Origin of the sequence: Streptococcus sciuri (genome assembly GCF_024814375.1) — a bacterium.
Lineage (GTDB): Bacteria > Bacillota > Bacilli > Lactobacillales > Streptococcaceae > Streptococcus > Streptococcus sciuri.
This window is the reverse complement of record NZ_JANUXX010000001.1, coordinates 141,229-163,315: the sequence shown is the minus strand read 5'-3', so window position 1 is coordinate 163,315 and position 22,087 is coordinate 141,229. Positions and strand designations below refer to the sequence as shown.

General features: G+C 36.6%; 21 protein-coding genes. 5 read left to right on the top strand and 16 right to left on the bottom strand.

Features of this window, described 5'->3' with window-relative positions; genetic code table 11:
• Window positions 1-154: 154 nt before the first annotated feature.
• From NXS10_RS00790 to NXS10_RS00775, 4 genes are all read right to left on the bottom strand, one after another.
• Window positions 155-664 carry a hypothetical protein gene (locus NXS10_RS00790; protein WP_259136631.1) on the bottom strand — a complete coding sequence of 170 codons (510 nt, stop codon included), beginning with the start codon at window positions 662-664 and terminating at the stop codon, window positions 155-157.
• Window positions 657-2,033, bottom strand: a complete 1,377-nt coding sequence (locus tag NXS10_RS00785; RefSeq protein WP_259136630.1) for an SNF2-related protein — start codon at window positions 2,031-2,033, stop codon at window positions 657-659. Before NXS10_RS00785 ends, NXS10_RS00790 begins: the two co-directional genes overlap by 8 nt.
• Entirely contained in the window at window positions 2,014-2,295 is a 282-nt protein-coding gene (locus tag NXS10_RS00780; protein ID WP_259136628.1) for a VRR-NUC domain-containing protein, read from the bottom strand. The genes NXS10_RS00785 and NXS10_RS00780 overlap by 20 nt, the downstream gene beginning before the upstream one ends.
• 338 nt (window positions 2,296-2,633) lie before the next feature.
• Entirely contained in the window at window positions 2,634-4,919 is a 2,286-nt protein-coding gene (locus tag NXS10_RS00775; RefSeq protein ID WP_259136626.1) for a phage/plasmid primase, P4 family, read from the bottom strand.
• A 356-nt stretch (window positions 4,920-5,275) separates the two neighbouring features.
• Between NXS10_RS00775 and NXS10_RS00770 the strand changes: the two genes are divergently transcribed.
• The 5 genes from NXS10_RS00770 to NXS10_RS08615 are packed head-to-tail and all read left to right on the top strand — an operon-like array spanning window position 5,276 to window position 9,873.
• Entirely contained in the window at window positions 5,276-5,599 is a 324-nt protein-coding gene (locus NXS10_RS00770) for a hypothetical protein (RefSeq protein WP_259136624.1), read from the top strand.
• Window positions 5,592-6,713: a DUF2800 domain-containing protein gene (locus NXS10_RS00765; RefSeq protein WP_259136622.1), complete on the top strand. Its 1,122-nt coding sequence runs from the start codon at window positions 5,592-5,594 to the stop codon at window positions 6,711-6,713. The genes NXS10_RS00770 and NXS10_RS00765 overlap by 8 nt, the downstream gene beginning before the upstream one ends.
• Before the next feature lie 3 nt (window positions 6,714-6,716).
• Window positions 6,717-7,280, top strand: coding sequence for a DUF2815 family protein (locus tag NXS10_RS00760; protein ID WP_259136619.1), 564 nt, complete (start codon window positions 6,717-6,719; stop codon window positions 7,278-7,280).
• Window positions 7,281-7,298: 18 nt separating this feature from the next.
• Window positions 7,299-7,463 (top strand): hypothetical protein, encoded by a 165-nt coding sequence (locus NXS10_RS00755; RefSeq protein ID WP_259136617.1) that lies wholly within the window; start codon window positions 7,299-7,301, stop codon window positions 7,461-7,463.
• A gap of 49 nt (window positions 7,464-7,512) precedes the next feature.
• Window positions 7,513-9,873, top strand: a complete 2,361-nt coding sequence (locus NXS10_RS08615) for a DNA polymerase (protein ID WP_259137312.1) — start codon at window positions 7,513-7,515, stop codon at window positions 9,871-9,873.
• Between the two features lie 47 nt (window positions 9,874-9,920).
• On the opposite strand, the gene NXS10_RS00745 is transcribed toward NXS10_RS08615, so the two are convergent.
• The 12 genes from NXS10_RS00745 to lacG all read right to left on the bottom strand — a co-directional run bounded on the left by NXS10_RS00745 (window position 9,921) and on the right by lacG (window position 22,054).
• Window positions 9,921-10,757 (bottom strand): nucleotidyl transferase AbiEii/AbiGii toxin family protein, encoded by an 837-nt coding sequence (locus tag NXS10_RS00745; RefSeq protein ID WP_259136614.1) that lies wholly within the window; start codon window positions 10,755-10,757, stop codon window positions 9,921-9,923.
• A complete protein-coding gene (locus tag NXS10_RS00740; protein ID WP_259136609.1) occupies window positions 10,757-11,347 on the bottom strand; it encodes a type IV toxin-antitoxin system AbiEi family antitoxin domain-containing protein in 591 nt (196 codons plus the stop codon). The genes NXS10_RS00745 and NXS10_RS00740 overlap by 1 nt, the downstream gene beginning before the upstream one ends.
• Before the next feature lie 77 nt (window positions 11,348-11,424).
• On the bottom strand, window positions 11,425-12,021 hold the full coding sequence (locus tag NXS10_RS00735) for a hypothetical protein (RefSeq protein WP_259136607.1): 597 nt from the start codon (window positions 12,019-12,021) through the stop codon (window positions 11,425-11,427).
• 391 nt (window positions 12,022-12,412) lie between these two features.
• Window positions 12,413-14,299 carry an XRE family transcriptional regulator gene (locus NXS10_RS00730; protein ID WP_259136605.1) on the bottom strand — a complete coding sequence of 629 codons (1,887 nt, stop codon included), beginning with the start codon at window positions 14,297-14,299 and terminating at the stop codon, window positions 12,413-12,415.
• A gap of 59 nt (window positions 14,300-14,358) precedes the next feature.
• Window positions 14,359-14,916 carry a phospholipase A2 family protein gene (locus NXS10_RS00725; protein WP_259136603.1) on the bottom strand — a complete coding sequence of 186 codons (558 nt, stop codon included), beginning with the start codon at window positions 14,914-14,916 and terminating at the stop codon, window positions 14,359-14,361.
• 111 nt (window positions 14,917-15,027) lie between these two features.
• The gene (locus NXS10_RS00720) at window positions 15,028-15,519 is read right to left on the bottom strand and encodes a thioredoxin family protein (protein ID WP_259136600.1); all 492 of its coding nucleotides are present in this window, start codon (window positions 15,517-15,519) and stop codon (window positions 15,028-15,030) included.
• Window positions 15,520-15,522: 3 nt separating this feature from the next.
• The gene (locus tag NXS10_RS00715; protein ID WP_259136598.1) at window positions 15,523-15,915 is read right to left on the bottom strand and encodes a DUF6568 family protein; all 393 of its coding nucleotides are present in this window, start codon (window positions 15,913-15,915) and stop codon (window positions 15,523-15,525) included.
• Window positions 15,916-15,918: 3 nt separating this feature from the next.
• Window positions 15,919-16,569 (bottom strand): hypothetical protein, encoded by a 651-nt coding sequence (locus NXS10_RS00710; protein WP_259136596.1) that lies wholly within the window; start codon window positions 16,567-16,569, stop codon window positions 15,919-15,921.
• A 2-nt stretch (window positions 16,570-16,571) separates the two neighbouring features.
• Window positions 16,572-17,414 carry an ABC transporter ATP-binding protein gene (locus tag NXS10_RS00705; protein ID WP_259136593.1) on the bottom strand — a complete coding sequence of 281 codons (843 nt, stop codon included), beginning with the start codon at window positions 17,412-17,414 and terminating at the stop codon, window positions 16,572-16,574.
• 4 nt (window positions 17,415-17,418) lie between these two features.
• Window positions 17,419-17,805, bottom strand: coding sequence for a hypothetical protein (locus tag NXS10_RS00700; RefSeq protein ID WP_259136590.1), 387 nt, complete (start codon window positions 17,803-17,805; stop codon window positions 17,419-17,421).
• Between the two features lie 7 nt (window positions 17,806-17,812).
• Complete coding sequence (locus NXS10_RS00695) at window positions 17,813-19,810, bottom strand: ATP-binding cassette domain-containing protein (protein WP_259136588.1); 1,998 nt, start codon at window positions 19,808-19,810, stop codon at window positions 17,813-17,815.
• 837 nt (window positions 19,811-20,647) lie between these two features.
• On the bottom strand, window positions 20,648-22,054 hold the full coding sequence (lacG, locus tag NXS10_RS00690) for a 6-phospho-beta-galactosidase (protein WP_259137310.1): 1,407 nt from the start codon (window positions 22,052-22,054) through the stop codon (window positions 20,648-20,650).
• Between the last annotated feature and the right edge of the window lie 33 nt (window positions 22,055-22,087).

Sequence of the window (22,087 nt, the reverse complement as noted above, 5' to 3'; positions counted from 1 at the left end):
CTCCTTTCCACGACAAAAGCCCATCCCTTCTGGGCTAGGCTTTGATTTATTTTACTGATTGTTGCCCTGCTTCGTGGGCCCTTCTGAGTCCCCAAAGTGAAACTGGGAGATTTTTTATCTTTTTTGACACTTACTATTCTACCACAAATTTTTATCATGTCAGTACCGACTTAGTTTCATTTTTGAATGACAGCATTAAACTCTTACCCATCAAAGAAAAATGACCACGAACCACTTCAATTGCAAGTTTGCGTTTTCTAGCGATGGTTGAACGAGACATTTTATGCTTATAGATAACTTCATCCCATGTCAATCCCTTAAACACTAAATCTTTAACCAGACCTTGATACTCTTTATCTAGTCTGGAAACGGATTGTTCAAAGAAATCCAAATCAGCCTTTAGCGATAGATATTTTTGAAGATTAGAATCAAAATATTCACGATTTTCTGACTCCATTTTTTCTCTAAAGGTCAGGGCAAGCATCTCACTTCGACCTTTACTAAAAGAGCAGCTAACTCGCTCACTCTCATTCTTTTCAAATACCAGTGACTGAATGACCGCATTTTCAGAAATAGGTTTGTAGTTCTCTAAAAAGTGCTCCATATCATACAGCTTCTCTTTCTCTTTTCGGTAATTTTCAAAGTAATATTCAACCTTATCCATCTCTTCCTCCTACTTGTGCTTTGACGGCTTCAATCAACCGTGACTGCTGGGCATCTTTGTTTTCCAATGCCTTGAGGATTTCCTCGTCAATAGTTCCTTTGGTCACGATATGCTGGATAATCACTGTCTCTGCTTCTTGCCCTTGTCGCCATAGCCTAGCATTGGTTTGTTGGTAAAGCTCCAAGGACCAAGTCAAACCGAACCAAACCAAATGATGACCACCCTTTTGAAGGTTTAGTCCGTGACCGCTACTCGCTGGATGAAGCAGACCAACTGTAATATTACCCTTGTTCCACTCACGAATGTCAGCCTCGGTTTTAAGGACGGTTCCTTTGATTTTGAGTTTCGCCAAACATTCCTCAATACGCTGGAGGTCATGCTTGAACCAGTAGGCAACGAGCACTGGCTCACCGTTGGCAGCTTCAATGATGTCTTCAAGGGCATCCAATTTTTGGTCATGGAGGTTCACCACTTGATGGTCATCAGAGTAGACTGCACCGTTTGCCATCTGCACCAGCTTATTTGACAAACTCGCCGCATTGGCAGCTGTCACCTCACCATCTTCCAAGTCCGAAAGCACATAATCTTTCTTGAATTGCTTATAGTTTTCCGTCTCTTTATCAGTGAGGTGAACCACCTTCTTGGTTGAAATCAGCTCAGGCATCTCAAGATAATCCATGGCTTTCATGGAAATGGTGATGTCATCAATCTTGTCATAAATTTGGCACTCCGCATAATCCATCGGAATGTACTCATAGACGACATTCCCGTTCCTGCGACCTTCTTCAAAATATCGGCTTCGGTATTCACCGATAAATCTCCCCAAACGCTCACCCCCATCAATAACCTTGAACTCTGCGAATAAATCCATGAGTCCATTTGAACTTGGTGTTCCAGTCAATCCAACTACACGTTTCATGTAGGGACGCATGGTCATAAAGGCCTTAAAGCGTTTAGATTGCCAAGACTTGAAGGAAGAGAGTTCATCAATCACTACCATGTCCCACTTGAAATAGGGACTGCATTGTTCCACCAGCCAAGGGAGGTTTCCTCGGTTGACAATATAGATATCCGCATCTTTTTCGAGAGCTGCTTGTCGCTGTTTAGGTGTTCCCACAATCTTGGAATAGCGGAGGTGCTTGAATGCTTCCCACTGGTCGATCTCATCACTCCATACCGTGTTTGCGACACGAAGGGGGGCAATCACCAAGACCTTAGATACTTCGTAACGGTCAAACATCAGCTCGTTAATGGCTGACAAGGTGGTGGCTGTCTTTCCCATCCCCATGTCTAGAATGACTGCCGCATAAGGTGTCCTTATGATGAAGTCCTTGGTGACTTCCTGATACTCATGTAGCTTCAATTTCATCTAACACTTCTCCAATCTTTTCAACACTGTCTAGGACATAAACGTCAAAGCCTAATCGCTTGAACATTTTATGTCTTGATTCCTGTAACTTCCGTGGTTTCTTACTAGGAGCCTTTACTTCCACCATGCCAAACTTGCCATTTGGTAAAAACACTAGCCTATCTGGCACACCATCAAAAGAAGGCGATACCCACTTAGGACAAATTCCACCACGCTTTTTGACTTCACTTACTAACTTTCTCTCAACAACTTTTTCTCGCATAACAAATCCTTTCGTCAAAACATCACCAAGGGACAAGTGCAGTTCACGATAGTCAGTTACACTACTTTCCTATATCTCTTTTATCTTTTTTTATTTTTCTTTATATCTAAGTTATAGAAAAGACCTACTAAACCTACACTTTGAAATTCTCTATGGCAACTTTTATATCCGACCTTCTCGACCTACACTTTTTACTCACCATGCAAGTCGTGGTAATCTTTTATAAACTTTTCTCACCACTAAAAAACAACAACTTTCAGTTATTCTGTGACTTGACTGTCACGACTTACACCAACACCTTTTGGCTATAAGGGGGTAACTTGCATCGTTTTACACTATCAATCAAGGAAATCATCGTCCATTTTCAACTGTAAACCTTTTACCATTACACCCTTGTTTGTTCTTTTCTTGGTGAAACTAGCATTCGTAAGAGCTGTGTAAAAGTCCGTGGTGCTGCGCGTGTACTCGTTGATGCGAGTACAGTAGGCTCTATAAGCTGAGTAGAGTTCGCCTGATTTTTCCGTCAAATGGTCTCCAACCTCACAACAGTCGCTGAGGAACTGCCCCATCCAGTCGTTGGCTTCTCGATAGGCTGAAACAGAGTCCGACACCACTTGTGGTAAGGTCAACTTGAAGTTTGCTTTGATAGCTTTTTCTGCTCCTTCAATAATCCATGCCATAATTGCCTCGGATGCTTCATCGTAGAGGTAGTCCGCAAAATTCTTGATATCCGCACGACCTGAAATTTTAGCATTAAAAGGAATGACAATCAGACGTCGCCAAATCCCATCGTCGTTCGCTCCTACTTTTGGAAGATGATTGGTATAAAGAACTAACGTGTGCGAGGGTACAAAATGGAAAGGCGCTTTGTACTTCTTCTCAGCCAATATTTCATCTGTTGAACAGAGCTGTTTGACCATGGCTGTGTTCAGTCGCATACCTTCACTCATCTCTGAAGCGATGATAAGACGCTTGCCTTTTAGCTCTGCCATTTCTGGACTGACATTTCGTCTGACACTCATGGTAAGAGCTTCCGATGACAGCTTACCAGAGTAGTTACCAAGCACTCTAGCAATCGTATTCCAAAAGGTAGACTTGCCATTTGCACCACTACCATAGGCAATAATCATATGTTCCTGATAGACCTTACCGATGGCTGCCATGCCTACAATTTCTTGGACATAGTTGATAAGGTCTTTATCACGACAAAAGAAAGTATCAAGCGTTTCCTCCCACAGTTCTTTTCCTTTATCACTTGGAGAAGCATTCGTCATCTTCGTTAAATAATCTGCAGAATCATGGTCTCTGACACCAGCCAAGCCTTGGGATAAGTCAATGGTCGCTTCAGGGGTGTTTAAAAGAAGTTCATTCTTATCTAAATCAGATACACTCATACGAACCATATGTTTGGCCGTTTTAGCGATTGCGGAAAGATTACGATAATCACGGTATTTCATGACAAATTTATAGAACTCTAGAGCCTTCTTGTATTCTTGATAGGCAACTGCTTGGACAGGAGTCTCTATAGCATTCTCTAGCTTTTTACCACCTTGACGAATCAAGGATTCTGGAACTCCTGATTGCTTAATTTTTTTGGTAGCTATATCAAGCTTTGTAACTGCGACTTCCAGTTGGAGATCAAGAAATTGATGAATTTGTCTCATCGCTAATTGCTCATCTTCTACCCAACGTTTTCCATCATAGGCAAGGTAATCCGTTTCTCTAGTAAAGGCAATTTTGTCACCAAATTCTCTAGCAAGAAGTCCTGCCTCACCGATGTCCGAATAGTCATCTGGCTGCATCTCCCCACGTTGAAATTCTTCTGGAGACTTGTAGCTTTCTGAAGTTTTAATGGTTTTGTTATAAAATCGAACAGCGCTTCCCCAAATCGTATCAAGCTCTGCTTTCTCAAGAAGGGGAACACATTTAAGCGCTTGTTCATCAAAGCCTTCTCGAGCTTCCTTTGTGACGCCTAGGCGCTTAAGAATTTTCGCCGCAAAAACTGACATGGTTGAGTTGCGACTTCCTTCAGTAATTGGTCCAGTAGGTGGTTGATAGAAATCTGCATCGAAGTCCTCTTCATCATCTTGAGCAGTCATGTCATCTAGTAAATCCTCATCAATCGTTAGCCAAGATTCATGCCAAATTACCTGAGCATTAGGATTTCCAAAAAAGAAACGAGCCGCATCCTTGGCATTGGTGTCAAAGAAACTATAACGATTAACAAGTTCTTCTTTTAGTAAGGCATAGGTATCCTTATTCGTAACTTCATTGATTTGGAAATAGATATGGAATTTGGGTCTAGCAGCTTTATTCCCTTTTTGAACCAGATGGTTTCGACTAGTAACCAAGGCAAAGTTGTAATCCGCAAAGATGTCTTTAAGCAATTTTTCTGTGACCCAATCATCAGTGTTCTCTGTATGGTCATTATCAATATCCATGACCAGCACATTAGACTTGATGAAATTGGCATTTGACCTAGTATTGTTTGAAAACAAGCCAGCCACATGGTCATACTGAGCGATGCTTTGTAAGGTTGTGTTATCAGTTATTGTTACTTGATGCGGATAGACCGTTGTCGTTTGAACGCCAGTCTGTCCAGAATGAGATAAGGTAAATTGCATAAATCATAGCCTCCATTTGGGAAAAATAAATCTATGAAGGTTTCCCTTCCTACCTACTAGGGGAAGAATGAAGGCATTTAGTCCAAAAGATTTTAAAAAAATTTTTCTCCTATAAATAGCTGTTGAGCGATGACCCATCGCTCAATTTTTTTAATTTTTTTGAAACTATTTAGACTAAAACACAAAAAAGTCCCCCTAGTAGGTGTAAGGGCAAGATAACCCAAACAACCTAAAGGAGGACTTTCTATGGAAAACACTGGAAATCATCAAGAACAAGAAAACTTGACCGATACACTCATTGCGATCAGTGTCATCGCAAAACTCTTAGCTCGTAAATTACAAAAGGAGGAAACGAAATGAGTCAGCACAAACAATTACTTGACCTCATCAATGAAATAGAAGCCACTGCTAAGTACCATCTTCGCTTGGTAGACGAGTTCAAGAAACTTCTCTCTACTGAGTACGAAACTGTACCGACATCGAAAGAACCAAAATCTGATCTACAAAAGGAACTCAAGCTGGAAGACCTTCGAGCTGTTCTTGCGACCAAAGCTAAAGACGGTTATAAAAACCAAGTTCGTGCTCTTCTCAATAAATATGGGGCAGAATCGCTGTCAGCCTTAGCGGCCGAACACTATGCCGCAGTCCTTGAAGAAGCTGGAGGAATTGGCCATGACTAACCATGCCGTCCTTTCAGCCTCTGCCTCTCACCGCTGGATGGCTTGTCCACCTTCTGTTCGGTTAACAGAGGACATGCCTGATGTGACATCAGAATTTGCCCTTGAAGGAACAGAGGCTCACGAGCTATGTGCCTATCTCCTTGAGAAGGCTTTAGGTAGAAAGACACGTGATCCAACTGAGAATTTAGCATTCTACAACGATGAGATGCAAAGCTGTGCCGAGGAATATCGCAACTTCGTTATGGAACAAGTCGAGAAAGCTAAAGGCTACTCTCGTGATCCAACGGTTCTCGTCGAACAACGTCTAGACTTCTCCAAATGGGTGCCTGAAGGCTTTGGCACAGGAGACTGCCTGATTGTGGCAGACGGACTTCTTCAAGTAATCGACTACAAGCACGGACTTGGAGTTTTGGTCGATGCAGACCATAACCCACAAATGATGTGCTACGCCCTAGGTGCACTTGACATGTTCGATGGACTCTACAACTTTGATAAGGTCACCATGACTATCTTTCAACCACGAAAAAATAACATCTCTACCTTTGAGATGGATAAGTCTGAACTGCTTGAGTGGGCAGAGACCGAGCTATCACCCAAAGCTGAACTAGCCTTTAAGGGTGAGGGCGAGATGAAGTCAGGTAAACATTGCCAGTTCTGTAAACTCAAGAATGTCTGTCGCAAACGTGCGGAGGATAACTTGGCACTCGCTAAAATGGAGTTTGCGGATCCTGCCACCCTTGATCATGAGGACATAGCTGAGATTCTACCCAAACTAGACTTACTAGTTTCGTGGGCAAACGACATCAAAGCCTACGCTCTTCAAGAAGCAACCAAAGGAAATCAAATCCCCGGTTACAAGCTGGTAGAAGGGCGTTCTGTTCGTAAATTTTCAGACGAAGCTGCCGTCAGTCAGGCTGTGCTAGAAGCTGGCTTTGACCCTTACGAGAAGAAACTCCTAACTATCACAGCCATGACCAAACTCCTTGGCAAGAAAACCTTTAATGACCTGCTTGGTGGTCTCATCATAAAACCAAGCGGTAAACCAACACTTGTTCCTCTTGACGATAGCCGTCAAGAGATGAACCTAGCAACACATGAATTTAATGAGGTATAACACATGTCAACTAAAGTACAAACAACAAAAGTCATCACTGGTAAAAACACACGCTTCAGCTACCTGAATGCCAACGAACCAAAATCCATCAACGGAAGTACACCAAAGTATAGTGTCTCTCTCATCATTCCAAAAGATGATATTGAAACTGTCGATAAAATCAAGGCAGCTATTGAGATTGCCTACAAGGAAGGCGAATCAAAACTCAAAGGCAACGGTAAAACAGTCCCTGCGCTCTCCATTCTTAAGACACCACTGCGTGATGGGGATTTGGAACGCCCCGATGATGAAGCTTATCGCAATGCCTACTTCGTCAATGCCAACTCACCACATAAGCCAGGGGTCGTTGATGGTAATCGTCAAGAAATTATAGACACCTCTGAACTTTATTCAGGTATTTACGGTCGTGCATCAATCACGTTCTACGCTTTTAATTCCAACGGGAATAAAGGGATTGCCTGTGGTTTGAACAACCTACAAAAACTCCGTGATGGTGACCCCCTTGGTGGACGTACTCGTGCAGAAGATGATTTTGCGACGGATGACGATGATGATTTTTTGAACTAAGATTAGGAGGAATATGAAATGTTTGATATTATTTTGAGCTATATTTTGATGGGCGTTTACATCTTGCTAGGACTTTACTTTAACTACATGTTAATCCGTGAAGACATCCGTCAGGAAAAGAAACGAAAAGCAGAGAAGAAACTTGAAGAAAGCAACTCAACTCCGCTACGTCGTAGCCGATAATACTTCTGGTGGTAGCCTCTCCTGCCACCTTTTTAGGAAAGGACAAGAATTGACAATGAAAGAATTAAGTATTGATATTGAATCGTATTCAGAAATCGACCTAAGAAAATCTGGCGTCTATCGCTACGCAGAAGATGATTCCTTTGAAATTCTGTTACTTGCAATTTCAATCGACAATGGACCCATCACTGTCTATGACTTAACCCAAGAAGAACTTCCTAGTGATATTCTGCATGCCTTGGTTGATGATACGATTATCAAATGGGCTTTTAATGCTTCCTTTGAACGTATCTGCCTGTCTAACTGGCTGAAGAAACATCACCCTGAATTACTATCTGAGGGATTTCTCTCTCCTGTTTCATGGCGATGTAGTATGGTTTGGTCCGCATACCTTGGACTACCACTCTCTCTGGAAGGAGTTGGTACAGTTCTAAAACTCAAAGAACAAAAGCTCAAAGAGGGCAGGGATTTGATTCGATACTTCTGCCTTCCATGTAAACCAACTAAAGTCAACGGTGGACGTACTCGCAACTTCCCCAACCACGAGCCTGACAAGTGGTCTGCCTTCATTGACTACAACAAACGAGATGTTGAGGTAGAGTTAGCCATTAAAGAAAAACTTCGTAACCATCCGGTCCCTGACTTCATTTGGGAAGAATATCATCAAGACCAAATGATCAATGACCGTGGGATTGGTATTGATATCGATTTTGTCAAAGCTGCCATTGCCATTGATGGAGAAAGTAAGTCTAAAATCCGAGAAGAACTCAAAGAGCTTACTGGACTTGAAAATCCCAACTCCGTTCTTCAGATGATTGGTTGGCTACGGGAACACGGAGTAACCACTGATTCTCTGGATAAGAAAGCTGTTAAAGAACTCCTCCAAACAGTCGATGAAAAGACGGCTCAAGTCCTTAAATTGAGACAACAGGCTGCCAAATCCAGTGTCTCCAAATACCAAGCCATGATGAACTGTGTTTGTAAGGACGGTAGGGCTAGAGGGATGTTTCAATTCTACGGTGCAAATAGAACCGGTCGCTACTCGGGGCGCTTAATTCAAATTCACAATCTACCTCAGAACCATCTTCCTGACCTTGAAGAAGCAAGGGAGCTCTTCAAAACTAGTGACCTAGACGTTACTGAACTCCTTTACGATACTCAAGATACCTTATCTCAACTCATCCGTACTGCTTTTGTCCCAAGCAATGGGAAAAAGTTCATCGTCTGTGACTTCTCTGCCATTGAAGCACGTGTATTGTCTCACCTCGCAGGAGAGAAATGGCGGAGCAAGGTCTTTGAACACGGTAAGGATATCTACTGTATGTCTGCCTCTCAGATGTTTGGTGTGCCTGTTGAGAAACATGGTCAAAACGCAGACTTGCGTCAGAAAGGGAAGATTGCGGAGTTAGCTTGTATCGCAGAAGGAGAACTTGTCTTGACTGATAAAGGATTAGTCCCCATTGAACAAGTCACCACAGATATGAAAGTCTGGGATGGACGGAATTGGGTATCTCATGAAGGAGTAATTTACAAAGGAAAAAGAGAGGTAATATCTTATGACGGACTTACAGCAACACCAGACCATCTTGTATGGATTGAAGGGCAATCGAAGCCAGTATCACTTGGAGAAGCCGCCACCAGCAGCTCACATCTCCTACAAACAGGAAATGGTAGGCGAGCAATACAGCTGGGTAAAGATTATAAGCCCAGAGAAATAGAAAAATCTCAAATTCATCAGTGCAAGGTTAGACTTTACGATATACGAAATGCCGGACCACATCACCGTTTTACCGTATCGGACAAATTAGTTCATAACTGTGGTTATGGCGGATCAGTCGGTGCGCTTAAAGCTATGGGAGCTATTGATATGGGGCTTGACGAACAAGAACTTCAACCACTTGTGGATTCTTGGCGACAAGCTAACCCCAACATTGTTCTCTTTTGGTGGAATGTGGATAGAGCCGTGAAAACTGCCGTCAAAGAACAAATCCAAACTGAAACGCACGGTATTCACTTTGAGGCTACCAAAGGAATGTTATTCATCACTCTTCCATCTGGGCGAAAACTCTCCTACGTTAAACCTAAAATGGGTGAAAATCAATTTGGAGGTGAATCCGTTACCTACGAAGGTACAGGTACCACCAAACGCTGGGAAAGGCTTGAGAGTTATGGACCAAAGTTTGTCGAAAATATTGTCCAAGCCATCAGCCGTGATATTCTTGCTTACGCTCTGAAACAGCTAAAAAATTTCAAAATTGTAGGACACGTACACGACGAAATAATCATTGAGTGTGACCAAGACCAAAGTCTTGAGGAAATCGCCACCTTGATGGGTAATGCACCAGACTGGATGCCTGATATCAATCTTCGTGCAGATGGATATGAGTGTGCCTTTTACCAGAAAGACTAGACCAAAAAACGGTTCACTACCATTTTCAGGTAGTGAACCGTTTTATATTACATAATAGCTGTCATGATTTCTCTAACAATCTGAACCGATTCCTCAAAAGAAATACCTTGTGCATATTTGAATTGTCGTTGATAACGAGTCCAAAGTTGTTTTTGATAACCAGAGGTTTCAATACTATCTAACTGACTTTTCCAGATGTTGATAGCCTCTTTACTACCTCGTTTTTCTACCGTATTGTCCAAAGCTTTACGCAATACATCAAACTCTATCTCATCTTTTCTGAGATGATACAAGGTAAAAAGGTCATAGCGATCACGAGGACGTGTTGAAGCAACTCCTCGGCTAATAATAGTTTCCAATTTTTCAGCAAGAACGGTCTCCAAGTTATAAGTCCATACTTCAATGGTTTCATTTGTAAATAGAGACGGCATCGAATAAGTAATCTCTCGAGGAGTAATCTTATCACCCGTTGTGATGTCAATAAAGACAACCTCTCTTAGCGTATCAAACAAAGCATTGAGTTTTAGAGAAAATCCTCCGTATTCATCATCTTGGCGAATTGGCTCTAGTTTGTCTACCTCAAATGAAAAGACTTCATCTGAATCTGAAAGAATCTCCTCGAAGATGACAATCAGATTCTCTTGATTGAGTGCAGTTCCTTTAAGTGTTACATCTAAATCCATTGTCGTTCGCTTATCGAGACCTATCAATTGTCCTATTAAATAACCGCCTTTTACAATGAAAAAATCCTTATAGGAACTTTTAGCAATCAACTTCAACACCTGTTCAATGAGAAAGTTTTGTTGTACTTGCTGGGCAGGAATACCTTTATCTTTAGCAATATTCTTAATCTTAGCCTTAAAGCTATTTGCGTTAGAAAACATTATGATAATACCTCCAAATAGGATTGTAACTTGTTAGCCACCTTAAATAAATGGGCATAGTGAAAAAGTTTTGGCAAGTTAACTTTGTTATTTTGAAAATACTTTCTAAATGCCGGAGCTATAATTTGAACATCAACTTGATAAATTGGTCTGAGGCACTCTGCTAAAACTCGCTCTGCCTCATATACCTTAATCTTCTGCCCCACTTGTCGCTCAATCTCTACAATTCCCTCTTCGTAGTACGAACGCAGTGTGATAGGGCGTATGCCTTCTTCCTTAATATTTTTTGTGTTAGTTCCATAAGGAAAACTCATAGTCATTTCAAAAGGAACTGTTAGGGATAGTCCGTGTAACCAAAGAGCAGTATCTAAAGAATAAATTCCTTTTGAAAAACGATGCTGGAGCACAAACCATTCATCCAAATAAGTATCAGGGAGACGATACAACCCCTTTTCTTCAACCTCTACTTGTCCCTCCTCAATCATTCTCAACAGTACCTTGTATGGGAGTTTCTCTTCAAGGACTTGTTGAAAGGTCAAAAATCCCTGATGTTGTTGAAAAGAAGTCATGATATTTTCAATACTATTCATAATGGCAGTCTCCTTTCTTCGAAAATAAAATGCTAACACTTTAATCAAATGTTAGCATTTTATTTTCTATTTATCAACTATTTAGGATTTAATTCTTCCAATAGTGCTGCCACCAGATTACGAGCTTTTGGCAAACGATAAAAACCAGTGGAACGTTTAACTCCAATCCTCGCAAACATATCTTCAATGCTCTCATCAAACTCTTTAGCGAGTAAACCCAGAGTTATGTCATACAAATCCTTATCTGCTTGCTTGACTTTCTCTAATAAATCTTGCAACATTTCTGCGAACATAAATTCTTCCAGTTCCTCAGTAGAACTATAGAGACTAGATTCATCTGTATCAATCCATGCTTCGTATGAAATAATCTCTTGAATATTTTTTGATTTTCGTGTACGGAAATTATTCAAAAAGTTTTCAACAGCGTCTTTGTAGATACGCTCCGTTGTAGCATATTCTTCAGGATATACTGGAATAAAAGCAACCAAAACATAAACGTTCAACTGTTTAGCTGGCCGCCAAGAACGAAGGGTATCTCTTTTGATCCTCATATCCTCAATAACTTGTTTGTTCTCAACTAACATTGGAGCTAAAATCTGACCCTCCAAAAGCCCTACTTCTAGTGAGCATTCTTGTTTTTGACATTCATTGTAAATTTTGTCCTTGTTTGTCATGATTGATTGACTTTCCAGTTAATACCGAAAGCACACATGACAAACCAAGGCATGCAAAAAATATTCTTGACCGCATAGTTACTTTCTTCTATGTTATCGGTCAGCCAATTTCACAAGCTGAAAAGGTGTCCTATCATCTCTACATCTGAAATTACGGTCATCGTCATGACTCTGTATTGATGATAGGTGGTCTTGATAAGTCTAGTATAGTACCATTGAACGAAATGGTACACAGCAAAAAATGAGGGGTTCTATCCGTCCCCTCATTCTGTAAAATCGCTCATATAGAGATTTTTAATGCTCTGTTGAATGATCCTATCAGACCATCACTCTAAAATCGCTGCTTCATCAATAAAAAGCACCCCTCAAAATTTGAAGGGTGTCAGTAACATTATTTTTCCCAAAATTCAGGAATATTCATCTCTATCAACTTTTGGTTGCATTCATAAGCTCCTAAGTGATAGTAATATCTCAGCAACATCTTATACGTACAATGAGTCGGCATCTCATCTCTAAAGGTTGTACCACTCTTTTCAATCAATTTGAAACTGAAATCTGGATATAATTTCATACCGAGTGTAATCCCCATCATCTTTTCCAGTTTCCTACTCGCATCTCTTTGAGTTTCAAAACGCTGAATAGTAGATAAACTAACACCTGATGCCTCGGCGAGTTCTTCTTGAGTGATATCTTTACGTGTACGATGGTAGATAAGCATAGCACAAAAACCACTCGGCATTTCCTCATTGATTCTCGCTACCTCTTCAAATAGTTTAGGGTCGTTAGGAATGATTGAATCATTCACAATATTAGTGAACTCAGAGAAATCTACCTCTATTTCAACCGTCGATTTTCCACGGTACATCACATACTCATTGAAGATAGTGATTGATATAGACTTGTTTTTATCTGTCTTATAGGAAATATCAAACAACAGGCAACACTCATCCATATGCTTGTAGGCATAGTCTGTCATTTCGTAAATACCGTACTCTACCATGTTCACATATTTAGGATCCTTCAAACAAAAATGGTTATCCACATAAACATATCGACCTAAATCCATCAACTTCCTAAACTGTTCATTCTTCCAACTCAAAAAACAAGCATTGGGAAAGGAAATGGTGAAACTTTTATTTTTAGTCATAGCTCGAAGTTCACAGCCATAGCTTCGTAAATATTCATTTCCAACAAAATTATAAATACCTTCAAATTCATGGTAGCCAAGTTGTTGTAAGCGAATTTTAGCAGCTAGACGAGAAACTTGAAAGAACTCTGCAAGGTCATCGATAATTCTTTCAAACATAGTGAATTTCTCATCACCATCATACTGCAAGGAATAATCTGTCATGAGTTGATTGACCTTCTGTTTAGTCATAGACTTAGGCATCAGAACTCTAGCTGCAATACCATTTGCCTGCCACTCCATCCAATCATAGTCACTCCACTCCGATGAACTAGAGATAGTATTATCCCTTAAACTACTGCTTCGTTTATGATTCTGATCAAAGAGCATCTTATATTCATTATGATGACGATGAAGCAACCAGTGAACTGATTCATGAACGATGGTATTATTATAGCTACCTTGATTCCGCAAGCAGATAACCTCTGGGTCAACTAGAATGGTCTTTTTCTTCACTAGTCTTGATTCTGGGGTATCCTCATCATAAAACACTACTTCTGTATCTTTGAAAACCATTTCTCCAAAGATGGAACTGTCTTCTGTTAATTTTCCCTCAACCTTAGTCAATCCGATATTCGATAAATACTCATCAATAGGCAGAGCCATGGGAGTTTCCAGTGCTTGAGGGTAATATTGCTTCAAAATTCCTTCCGCAATATCATCAAACTCATTAGCTTTAATGTATGGGACAAATTCTGGACTAAGACCTAATTCACTAGCATCATAATCGTTGGGATCAAAAGGGATTACCTGAAGTACCTTAAAATGATGCATTCCTTCATCTAATTCATACTCTACTGTGACCCGAAGCCAAATATCAGTGCTGTCTGTTTCATAACCATATTTAGTATTCCCTCCAATCTCCAAAGTCGCAATAACTTGTAACTCTGAAATAATCTTTTCATCTCTAACCTTACGGGACAACACCTTTTTTACTACAAAATCATCTAGTTTCTTAAAATTGATATTCTCTATTGTATATGACTTCACCGCTATCTCTGAATGATTACTATAGACATAATTTTCCACTTTTTTATAAATGTCGTTGTAATAGTTTGTCTGAATGAGTTTTTCAAATAGCTGCTCTCCCATAGGTCTTTCCTTTTTAATACATTCTCTTGCTTTCTATATATATTATCAAAAATGATATATTAATGACATCCCCATGAACCAATTGTATTAAAATATGTTCTAATTGCCCAAGCTGTTTTTGCCATATTGCCAGTCATTTCTGATTTATGAGCATCAATATAATCAACTAATTGTTTGTTACATTCACAATTCTGTGTCCAACTCCAGCCCCATTTAAAACATTTATCATGAGCTTGACAACCAGCGTCCAATATGTCCTGAGCAGGTTTTGTAAATTTATCCCCATCGTATCCTGGACCACAATAATTCCCCCAAACAGCAAAAGCAAAACTTCTTACCTCTGGCGATTCAACAGTCCTCTGAGAAAATTCATTACTAACTAATTCAAGAAGCAAGCCTTGCTCTAATACTTCCTCACTCTCACCTGCCAATTTAGCCTTATCATAATCAAAATAAACCCTATTATTATATAAATTTATATATTTAATGACTTTATTTCCGACTACCTCAGCTTCGTCATATACGATATTTTCTTCAGCTTGAGATACTAAAGTGATAGAGCTAACACTAAACAAAGTTACTAAACAAATTACTAATTTTAATAAAAATTTTTTCATGACTATAATTCCTTCCTTTATATTATATTTAATATAACTAGCTCCTGCTAGAAGCCAAATACTATCCTTGAAAAAAATAAATGTGAATTAACTATTTCTTTCATTACCATATTATTTATTATCTATTTTCGTAAGAAGTTCTTCTTTAATCCAAGTTTCTAGTTCACTCGGTGTGAACCCTCCTTGTTCTTCAAAATCTAATTTTTCTAATAATTTTTTATCATCATAAATAGCAAATGTCGGAGTTCCTTTTATATTAAACTTTTCTTTAAATTTTTTCCATTCATCTATATTTCTATGAAGCTCTTCTACATTAACATAAATCAATCTATCTCCCAATTTATACTTATCAATAAGTTCTTCCAAAATTTTCTCAAACTTACTGCAATCACCACAGCTAGGTCGACCAATATAAACTATTAAATTTTCACCAGCAGTATACCTAGTAATAAAATTATCTACAGTCATACTATCAAGTTTATTATACATAGTAGTCGATGTAGTTTCAATAGCAGTAGTGCGGATTCGTATATGATTTACAACTAATATAATATTAAAAAATAAGATAATTATCAGAATTATGAACCAAGTAAATTTTTTCATAAATTAATCTCCTTCTACAAATTGCTTTAACTCTTCTAAATTTTGATAACCTTGGGCTATTTTTATCTTATTATTCACTATTATTATGATTGAGGGAGTATTGTAAACTTTTACCTCAGCAGCTTTCTTTACAGTATTTAAATTAGTTGCATCCCAATAATAAATTTTAGTGTGAGTTTCATCTTGAAATTCTTTAAGTATTTTATTAAATTCTTGGCAAACTTCACAGCTAGAACTACCATAATAGAGTATTTCTCCTTCTTCAAGACTATTTATACTATTATCCTTTAATGTAGAAAAAGAGGGTCTCAAACTATTTAAATGAATAAAAACAATGAATCCTACAAATGATATAATCACGATACCTGAAAAAATTTGAAAAATTGTACGCTTCATATTTTAATATTCCTTTCTTACGAATTGAATTATAGAAAATAAAACCATTGCAACAAAGTAGATTGATGAAGTAAAGATAGCTGTAGAAGTAACACTAGAAAATGAATCTGGAGATAAATAATAGAACAACTGAATAGAGTAAAAACTTTTGTTTTCCAATAAAAAGTTGACCAAATTTGGTAATACCCATAGCAGAAGAGATGAAACAATAATCGTAACACTAGTTTTTTCAATATAAAACAAAATATTCATATTGATTCCAATATATAGACAAAAAATTATGAAATAAATCAAAATATTTTGTTCTATCCTATCAAATCTAAAAACTTGAAAAGAGCAAAAAATAAAATTTAGAAAAATATATAAACATATATATTTTAGATATTCATAACAGATAAACTTATATCTATCTGGGATATATTCTAAATAATAGCGAATAATTTTTTTATCTTGCAATTCTCCGATGGATAAGATTTGATAAAAAGTTAGAAGTAAAATCGTAATAGTTGCAAAAAATCTATATTGAGAAACTATTGTGTTTTCTCTAATATGCGTTAACAAAAATACTGATAGTACAAAATATAAAATCAAGGCAATGATAAAGAATTTCTGACGGTAGATTTTTAAAATTTCTGCTCTTATAAACTTTTTCATTCCTATCTCCTTTCATCCATCATTAGCTCTTTTATATCACTAGTGACATCAGTATATTCTATCACTTTTACATCATTAACAATCAATGATTTTAGCACTTGATGAATATCTTCTTGTAACACCTCTAACCTAAAAATAGAAGTCTGTTTTTTATCAAAACGCCATAAAATATTATATTGCTTCTGAAGATAACTTGGTATATTAATCCCTTTTGGTACTACTATTTTATACACCCTTTTATTATCATTCAAGTTGATAATATTTTGAATTTTCCCATCTCTCAGGTACCATATCACATCAGAAATTTCTCCCAATTCTTCTAATATATGACTGGAAACAATAATTAACTTTCCCTTTGAACGTAACAAAAGGATTAATTCTTTTAATTGTTCCTTAGTAAGAATGTCTAATCCATTAAATGGCTCATCTAAAAGAACAATATCACTATCAGAAAGTAATATTCTTGCAATACTCAATTTTTGTTTCATCCCTAAGGATAACTGTTTAAATTTTTTTGATTTTGATTCCTCTAATTTCACTAATTTTAAAATATCTGTACAATTAAAGTTTTTCTGTTCCGCTAGAATAGCAAATAATTCAAGATTACTCTGAACGCTAAGCTCATCATAAAATGACGGATTCTCTATTGAAAAAGATAAAGTACCATTTAAGTCAATCTCACCTCTATAATCGACAATCAATTTAGCTATACACTTCAATAACGTTGTCTTTCCTGAGCCATTATTTCCGACTAAACCAACAATTTGCCCTTTATTTATCTCAACCGAAATATTATCTAAGACAAGTTGCTTACCATACATTTTACTCAAATTCAGTATCTTCATACAGTTACCTCCTAATAAATGATACTGAAAATCCTTGATCTCCTTCAATAAAAATTTCTCCTCCATCTGGAATGAAGATTTTAGGACTTTCTTCATAAATAACTGCATTTTGAGTATTCGCAGGTTGCTTCTTAGCTTCTTCATATAAAGAAGAGTCAAGATTATATTGGTTATCTCCTATACGAAATGTTCCTTTCCCTGTTTTAGCATATACAGCATACCTTCCACTTTCCAAATCCAAACTCACCCCCTGTTTATAAGTTCCCTCTACTAATGTTGGAAAATTTCCATTTGTCAAACCAATTCGAATTTCTCTTGATTGATGACCTTTATATAATAGAATAGTCAATACACTAGCAATCAAAGCAATCAGGATTAATAATTTTTTCATATTATTTTTACTCCTTTAAATGTATAATATTGTCAGAAAATGAATCAAAGTAAGAATCATGGGAAACGACAAAAACCATTGATTTCTCTTTTAATTCTAAAATTCTCTTAACTACAATATTTTTAGAATAAGTATCTAAGTTTGAAATAGGTTCATCAAAAATGTAAATATTAGCTTCTTTATTAAATGCCCTAGAAAGTAAAACTTTTTGACGTTCTCCTTGTGATAAATTCACACCATTATAAAAAACAACCTTATTCAAATCTAGTCCAAATAAATTATCAATATCATTTCCTGAATTTGCATAAATATCATAACAAATATTTCTATATATTGAAGCGTAGTTTAAAAACTGACTAGAAAAATAACAGCTTATTCTACTTTGTAATACTTCTATCGAACAATCAATTTGTTGATCATTAATATCAAAATAAGAAATGTCTCCTTTAGAGGCTAGTAACTCTCCTATAATCAGTTGCAAAAGAGTTGTTTTACCCGTGCCATTATTTCCTTTTATTAAAGTTAAGCTAGGAGATACAATATCTAATGTTAAGCCATTTAAAATTGATTTTTGTGAATCCTCATCATATCTTACTGAGACATCTTTGATGGAAATCTTTGATATATTAATATCATCTGAAATCATCCTTGGATTTGATAAGTCCGTATGTTTTCCCATACTTAGAGCCGAGTACTTTTCCAAGTCTAGTAGCTTTTCAACAACTGGTTTTCCCAAACTATACATTAAATAAATAATAATAAAACTTACAAAAACATTACTAATCTTAAACTCAATTTCATAATAATACATTACCATAATATAGACAAAGATAAAAAATAAATTTAAATACATGAAGATATCATAAATCCCCAAAATCCATACTTTAGATTTTCTTTGAACCATATCATTATTCTTAATTTCAGTCAGAACATTCTTCAAATACTCCTTTACTTCCTGAGAACTAGAAAACACATGCCTATCCAATTTATTATGTATTGCTTCTTCAACAAAGAGAGAAAGTTCCCCTATACTATTGAAAAAAATTTTATTATAATTTTTTCTAATCTTTACTCTTAATTTAAAAATGTATGCAAAACATAAAAGGAATATAGTAGATATTAAAGTTGCCTCTTTGCTAAATACAAACGTTATCACACATAAAAGAGATATACAAAATATTTCAACATTAACTAAAAATCTCTTTAATTCCCAATCAGCAGCATTAAAGTTATTCCAAAATTTGATAAGTCTATTATAAATATTCTCTTCTCTGCCATCTAAATTATCTATCTCAGCCAAAAAAGAAAATGTTAATATCTCTTGATTACTAGAAATTTCATTTGAAAGTAATTCTGCATAATCAACTTTGGATTTTAAATAGATCCCCACAAGTAAAAACTCAAATAAAACAATTAACCAAACTTGCCAAACAAGTAAATTACGCAATTGATAAATCAAAAAATATTGAATGGAGAAAATCATACTAATAGGAATCAGCCATAGTAGAATAGTCAAATAAAACATTTCAAACTTTAATTCTCTATTCCGATTAAAACCATTTTTTATTTTGGAGTTCTTAGACTGAGTATTCAGCTCTTCTAAGTTTTCAACTAAAAAAACATATCCCTTGAAAATATCCTTTAAGTCATTAATCTTAACTTTGTTAATACTTGTACTAAGCGGATCAGAGACAATAACTTTATCTTCAATCAATCCATAAGATAAAACATAATGATTTTCTCCATTTCTATCAATAACTAAAATAGTTGGACATTCATAAGTCAATAAGTCAAAGTTATCCACCTCATAACTACTCCCTTTAATTCCAAATTGACTAAGAATATCCTCAATATCAAACAAAGATAAACCTTGGTTAATGTTTCTATTGGATAAAGTAGCTTCAAAAACACTTTCACTATACCTATTATAATGTTGTAGAAGCGATTTGATAATAGCTACGCCACAATCTGATGTAAAATCCTGCATATTATGAAAATATTTCATTTCACATCTACCTCCTTATAAAAATTTATAAGAAAAATGGGGAAACTTTCTACAGTTTCCCCATCATTATGTTCTATAACAAAGCACCTAAAACTGTATACTTCTTGTATAATAAACTTAAACAGACAAAATATACACCTTTTTAGAAATTAAATCCAAACTTTAAATATTCTGTCTGAATCTCAATGCAATGCAATAATGAAATATATACTTTAGTTAGCTGTATTAAGATAAGTTTTATCCCCAACAGATAAAGCCCCAACCAATACAAACCCAACCAGCTTTAACAAAACGTGTTTGTTTCTTTGACATTTTTTTCATGATACATTTCTCCTTCTATAAAAATACAAGTGATTGAAATAGAACATAATAACAAATGAATAGGAACTATATGTAAGCCTTTTCATTTTATAATTTAATTATACCGCTTGTTCTAAAATTTGTCAATAATTTACCAACAAATTATAAAAATAATGTATTGAAAGTTCTAAAATGAAGTTAGTCACTTGAGGATATAAAAATTACACTATACTAGCCACTGTAATAAGCTAATTAACAAAGAATAAATAAAATTATTCTCTAACATTTAACTTTTTATAAACCAAAGATGTCTCAGCGAAAACATATCATCCTTAATAACTTTGGACCTGTATCTAAAGACAGCTAAAAAGCCTTGGAAACAGCTAATTCCAAGGCTTTCCTTGTATTCTATTGTATCAATTTCCTTATTCCGATTTCCATAGCTCTAGGTAATAGATGGGCTTTTATTTATTGCAAACCAAATAACTAGATAAGGAGGGGACTATCTGACATCATCACCCTCGCTCCAAAAAAATATTATTGAATAACTTGAGTCTCAGCCACTTCTTTATACCAGTGAGCAGATTTCTTAGGATAGCGTTCTTGTGTTTCAAAGTCTACATAAAAGAGACCATACCGTTTTTCATAACCATTTGACCAAGAAAACACATCCATGAGTGACCAGATAAAGTAACCTTTGACATTTGCACCATCTGTAATAGCATCTGAAATGATTTCAAGGTGCTTCTTTACATAATCAATACGAGCATCATCATATACAGTATCATCAACAAATTCATCCTTATAACCCAAACCATTTTCAGTGATGTAAATCTTATTATAATTGGGATAATCTTTTTTAATACGCATGATTTGGTCATAAAGACCTTGAGGATAGATAATCCAATCCCAGTCTGTTTTTGGAATATTAGTTGGTGCTTGTCTGCGACCAACTCCCTTGATTTGATACTTAGAACTTCCTTTTTCGCCCGTACCATTGTGAATGATTTCTGTCTCGCCGTCAAAGGCTTGCATCCAGTCGCTCATATAATAGTTAATACCCAAAAAGTCATTAAGGTCTTTGGCAGCTTCAAGAACATCAAAATCTTCCTCACGAAAATCCAACTCACCACCATTTATCTCCAGAATATGATTAACACCTTCAATTGTTTGTTCAGAGTAATGTCCTAGGTAAGTCGCATCCAAGATAAATTTGTTATGAATAATATCTTCCAGTTCAGCTGCACGAATATCATTAGGATTTTCAGGATCGTGTGGATATTTTGTTGGAAGAGCATGGACAATACCAATTTCTCCTTTATATCCTTTATCTTTGTAAAGTTTAACAGCACGAGCGTGTGAAACCATCATATTATGATGTGACTGGAAGACTTTAGCTAAATCATATTGAATACCAGGAGGGAATTTACCAACTAGGTACTGACCATCGCCGATTGGACCAATCTCATTAAAAGTTGTCCAATAATTAACTTCTGGAAATTCTTCGAAGCAATATGCTGCATAAGCAACAAAATGCTCAATGTTTTCACGATTTAAAAAGTCTCCATTAGAATGTAGAGTTTCTGGTGTATCGAAGTGATGGAGCGTTACAAAAGCCTCTACACCACGTTTCTGACACTCCGCAAAAAGTTTGTGATAGTATTCCACCCCCTTTAGATTCACTTCATCTTTACCTGTTGGAAAAATTCGAGACCATGCTATAGAAATACGGATACCATTTACTCCATACTCCTCTGCTAATTTTAAGTCAACTGGATAGCGGTTATAAAAATCACTGGCTGGTTCTGCTGTGTACCAGTAGCTTTCTTCCAAGTACTTATCCCAAGCAACAGGTCCTTTTCCGTCAGCTTTAGTGGCACCTTCTGCCTGATAAGCTGCAGTTGCGCCTCCGAAAATAAAATCTTTTGGCAATATTTTTGTCATCATGACACCTCTTCCATATTATGTTTTAGAATA

Bases quoted from the DNA above. Each gene is read 5' to 3' on its own strand.
- NXS10_RS00790 (WP_259136631.1), bottom strand. From the start codon at position 664: ATGGATAAGGTTGAATATTACTTTGAAAATTACCGAAAAGAGAAAGAG.
- NXS10_RS00785 (WP_259136630.1), bottom strand. From the start codon at position 2,033: ATGAAATTGAAGCTACATGAGTATCAGGAAGTCACCAAGGACTTCATC.
- NXS10_RS00780 (WP_259136628.1), bottom strand. From the start codon at position 2,295: ATGCGAGAAAAAGTTGTTGAGAGAAAGTTAGTAAGTGAAGTCAAAAAG.
- NXS10_RS00775 (WP_259136626.1), bottom strand. From the start codon at position 4,919: ATGCAATTTACCTTATCTCATTCTGGACAGACTGGCGTTCAAACGACA.
- NXS10_RS00770 (WP_259136624.1), top strand. From the start codon at position 5,276: ATGAGTCAGCACAAACAATTACTTGACCTCATCAATGAAATAGAAGCC.
- NXS10_RS00765 (WP_259136622.1), top strand. From the start codon at position 5,592: ATGACTAACCATGCCGTCCTTTCAGCCTCTGCCTCTCACCGCTGGATG.
- NXS10_RS00760 (WP_259136619.1), top strand. From the start codon at position 6,717: ATGTCAACTAAAGTACAAACAACAAAAGTCATCACTGGTAAAAACACA.
- NXS10_RS00755 (WP_259136617.1), top strand. From the start codon at position 7,299: ATGTTTGATATTATTTTGAGCTATATTTTGATGGGCGTTTACATCTTG.
- NXS10_RS00745 (WP_259136614.1), bottom strand. From the start codon at position 10,757: ATGTTTTCTAACGCAAATAGCTTTAAGGCTAAGATTAAGAATATTGCT.
- NXS10_RS00740 (WP_259136609.1), bottom strand. From the start codon at position 11,347: ATGAATAGTATTGAAAATATCATGACTTCTTTTCAACAACATCAGGGA.
- NXS10_RS00735 (WP_259136607.1), bottom strand. From the start codon at position 12,021: ATGACAAACAAGGACAAAATTTACAATGAATGTCAAAAACAAGAATGC.
- NXS10_RS00730 (WP_259136605.1), bottom strand. From the start codon at position 14,299: ATGGGAGAGCAGCTATTTGAAAAACTCATTCAGACAAACTATTACAAC.
- NXS10_RS00725 (WP_259136603.1), bottom strand. From the start codon at position 14,916: ATGAAAAAATTTTTATTAAAATTAGTAATTTGTTTAGTAACTTTGTTT.
- NXS10_RS00720 (WP_259136600.1), bottom strand. From the start codon at position 15,519: ATGAAAAAATTTACTTGGTTCATAATTCTGATAATTATCTTATTTTTT.
- NXS10_RS00715 (WP_259136598.1), bottom strand. From the start codon at position 15,915: ATGAAGCGTACAATTTTTCAAATTTTTTCAGGTATCGTGATTATATCA.
- NXS10_RS00710 (WP_259136596.1), bottom strand. From the start codon at position 16,569: ATGAAAAAGTTTATAAGAGCAGAAATTTTAAAAATCTACCGTCAGAAA.
- NXS10_RS00705 (WP_259136593.1), bottom strand. From the start codon at position 17,414: ATGAAGATACTGAATTTGAGTAAAATGTATGGTAAGCAACTTGTCTTA.
- NXS10_RS00700 (WP_259136590.1), bottom strand. From the start codon at position 17,805: ATGAAAAAATTATTAATCCTGATTGCTTTGATTGCTAGTGTATTGACT.
- NXS10_RS00695 (WP_259136588.1), bottom strand. From the start codon at position 19,810: ATGAAATATTTTCATAATATGCAGGATTTTACATCAGATTGTGGCGTA.
- lacG (WP_259137310.1), bottom strand. From the start codon at position 22,054: ATGACAAAAATATTGCCAAAAGATTTTATTTTCGGAGGCGCAACTGCA.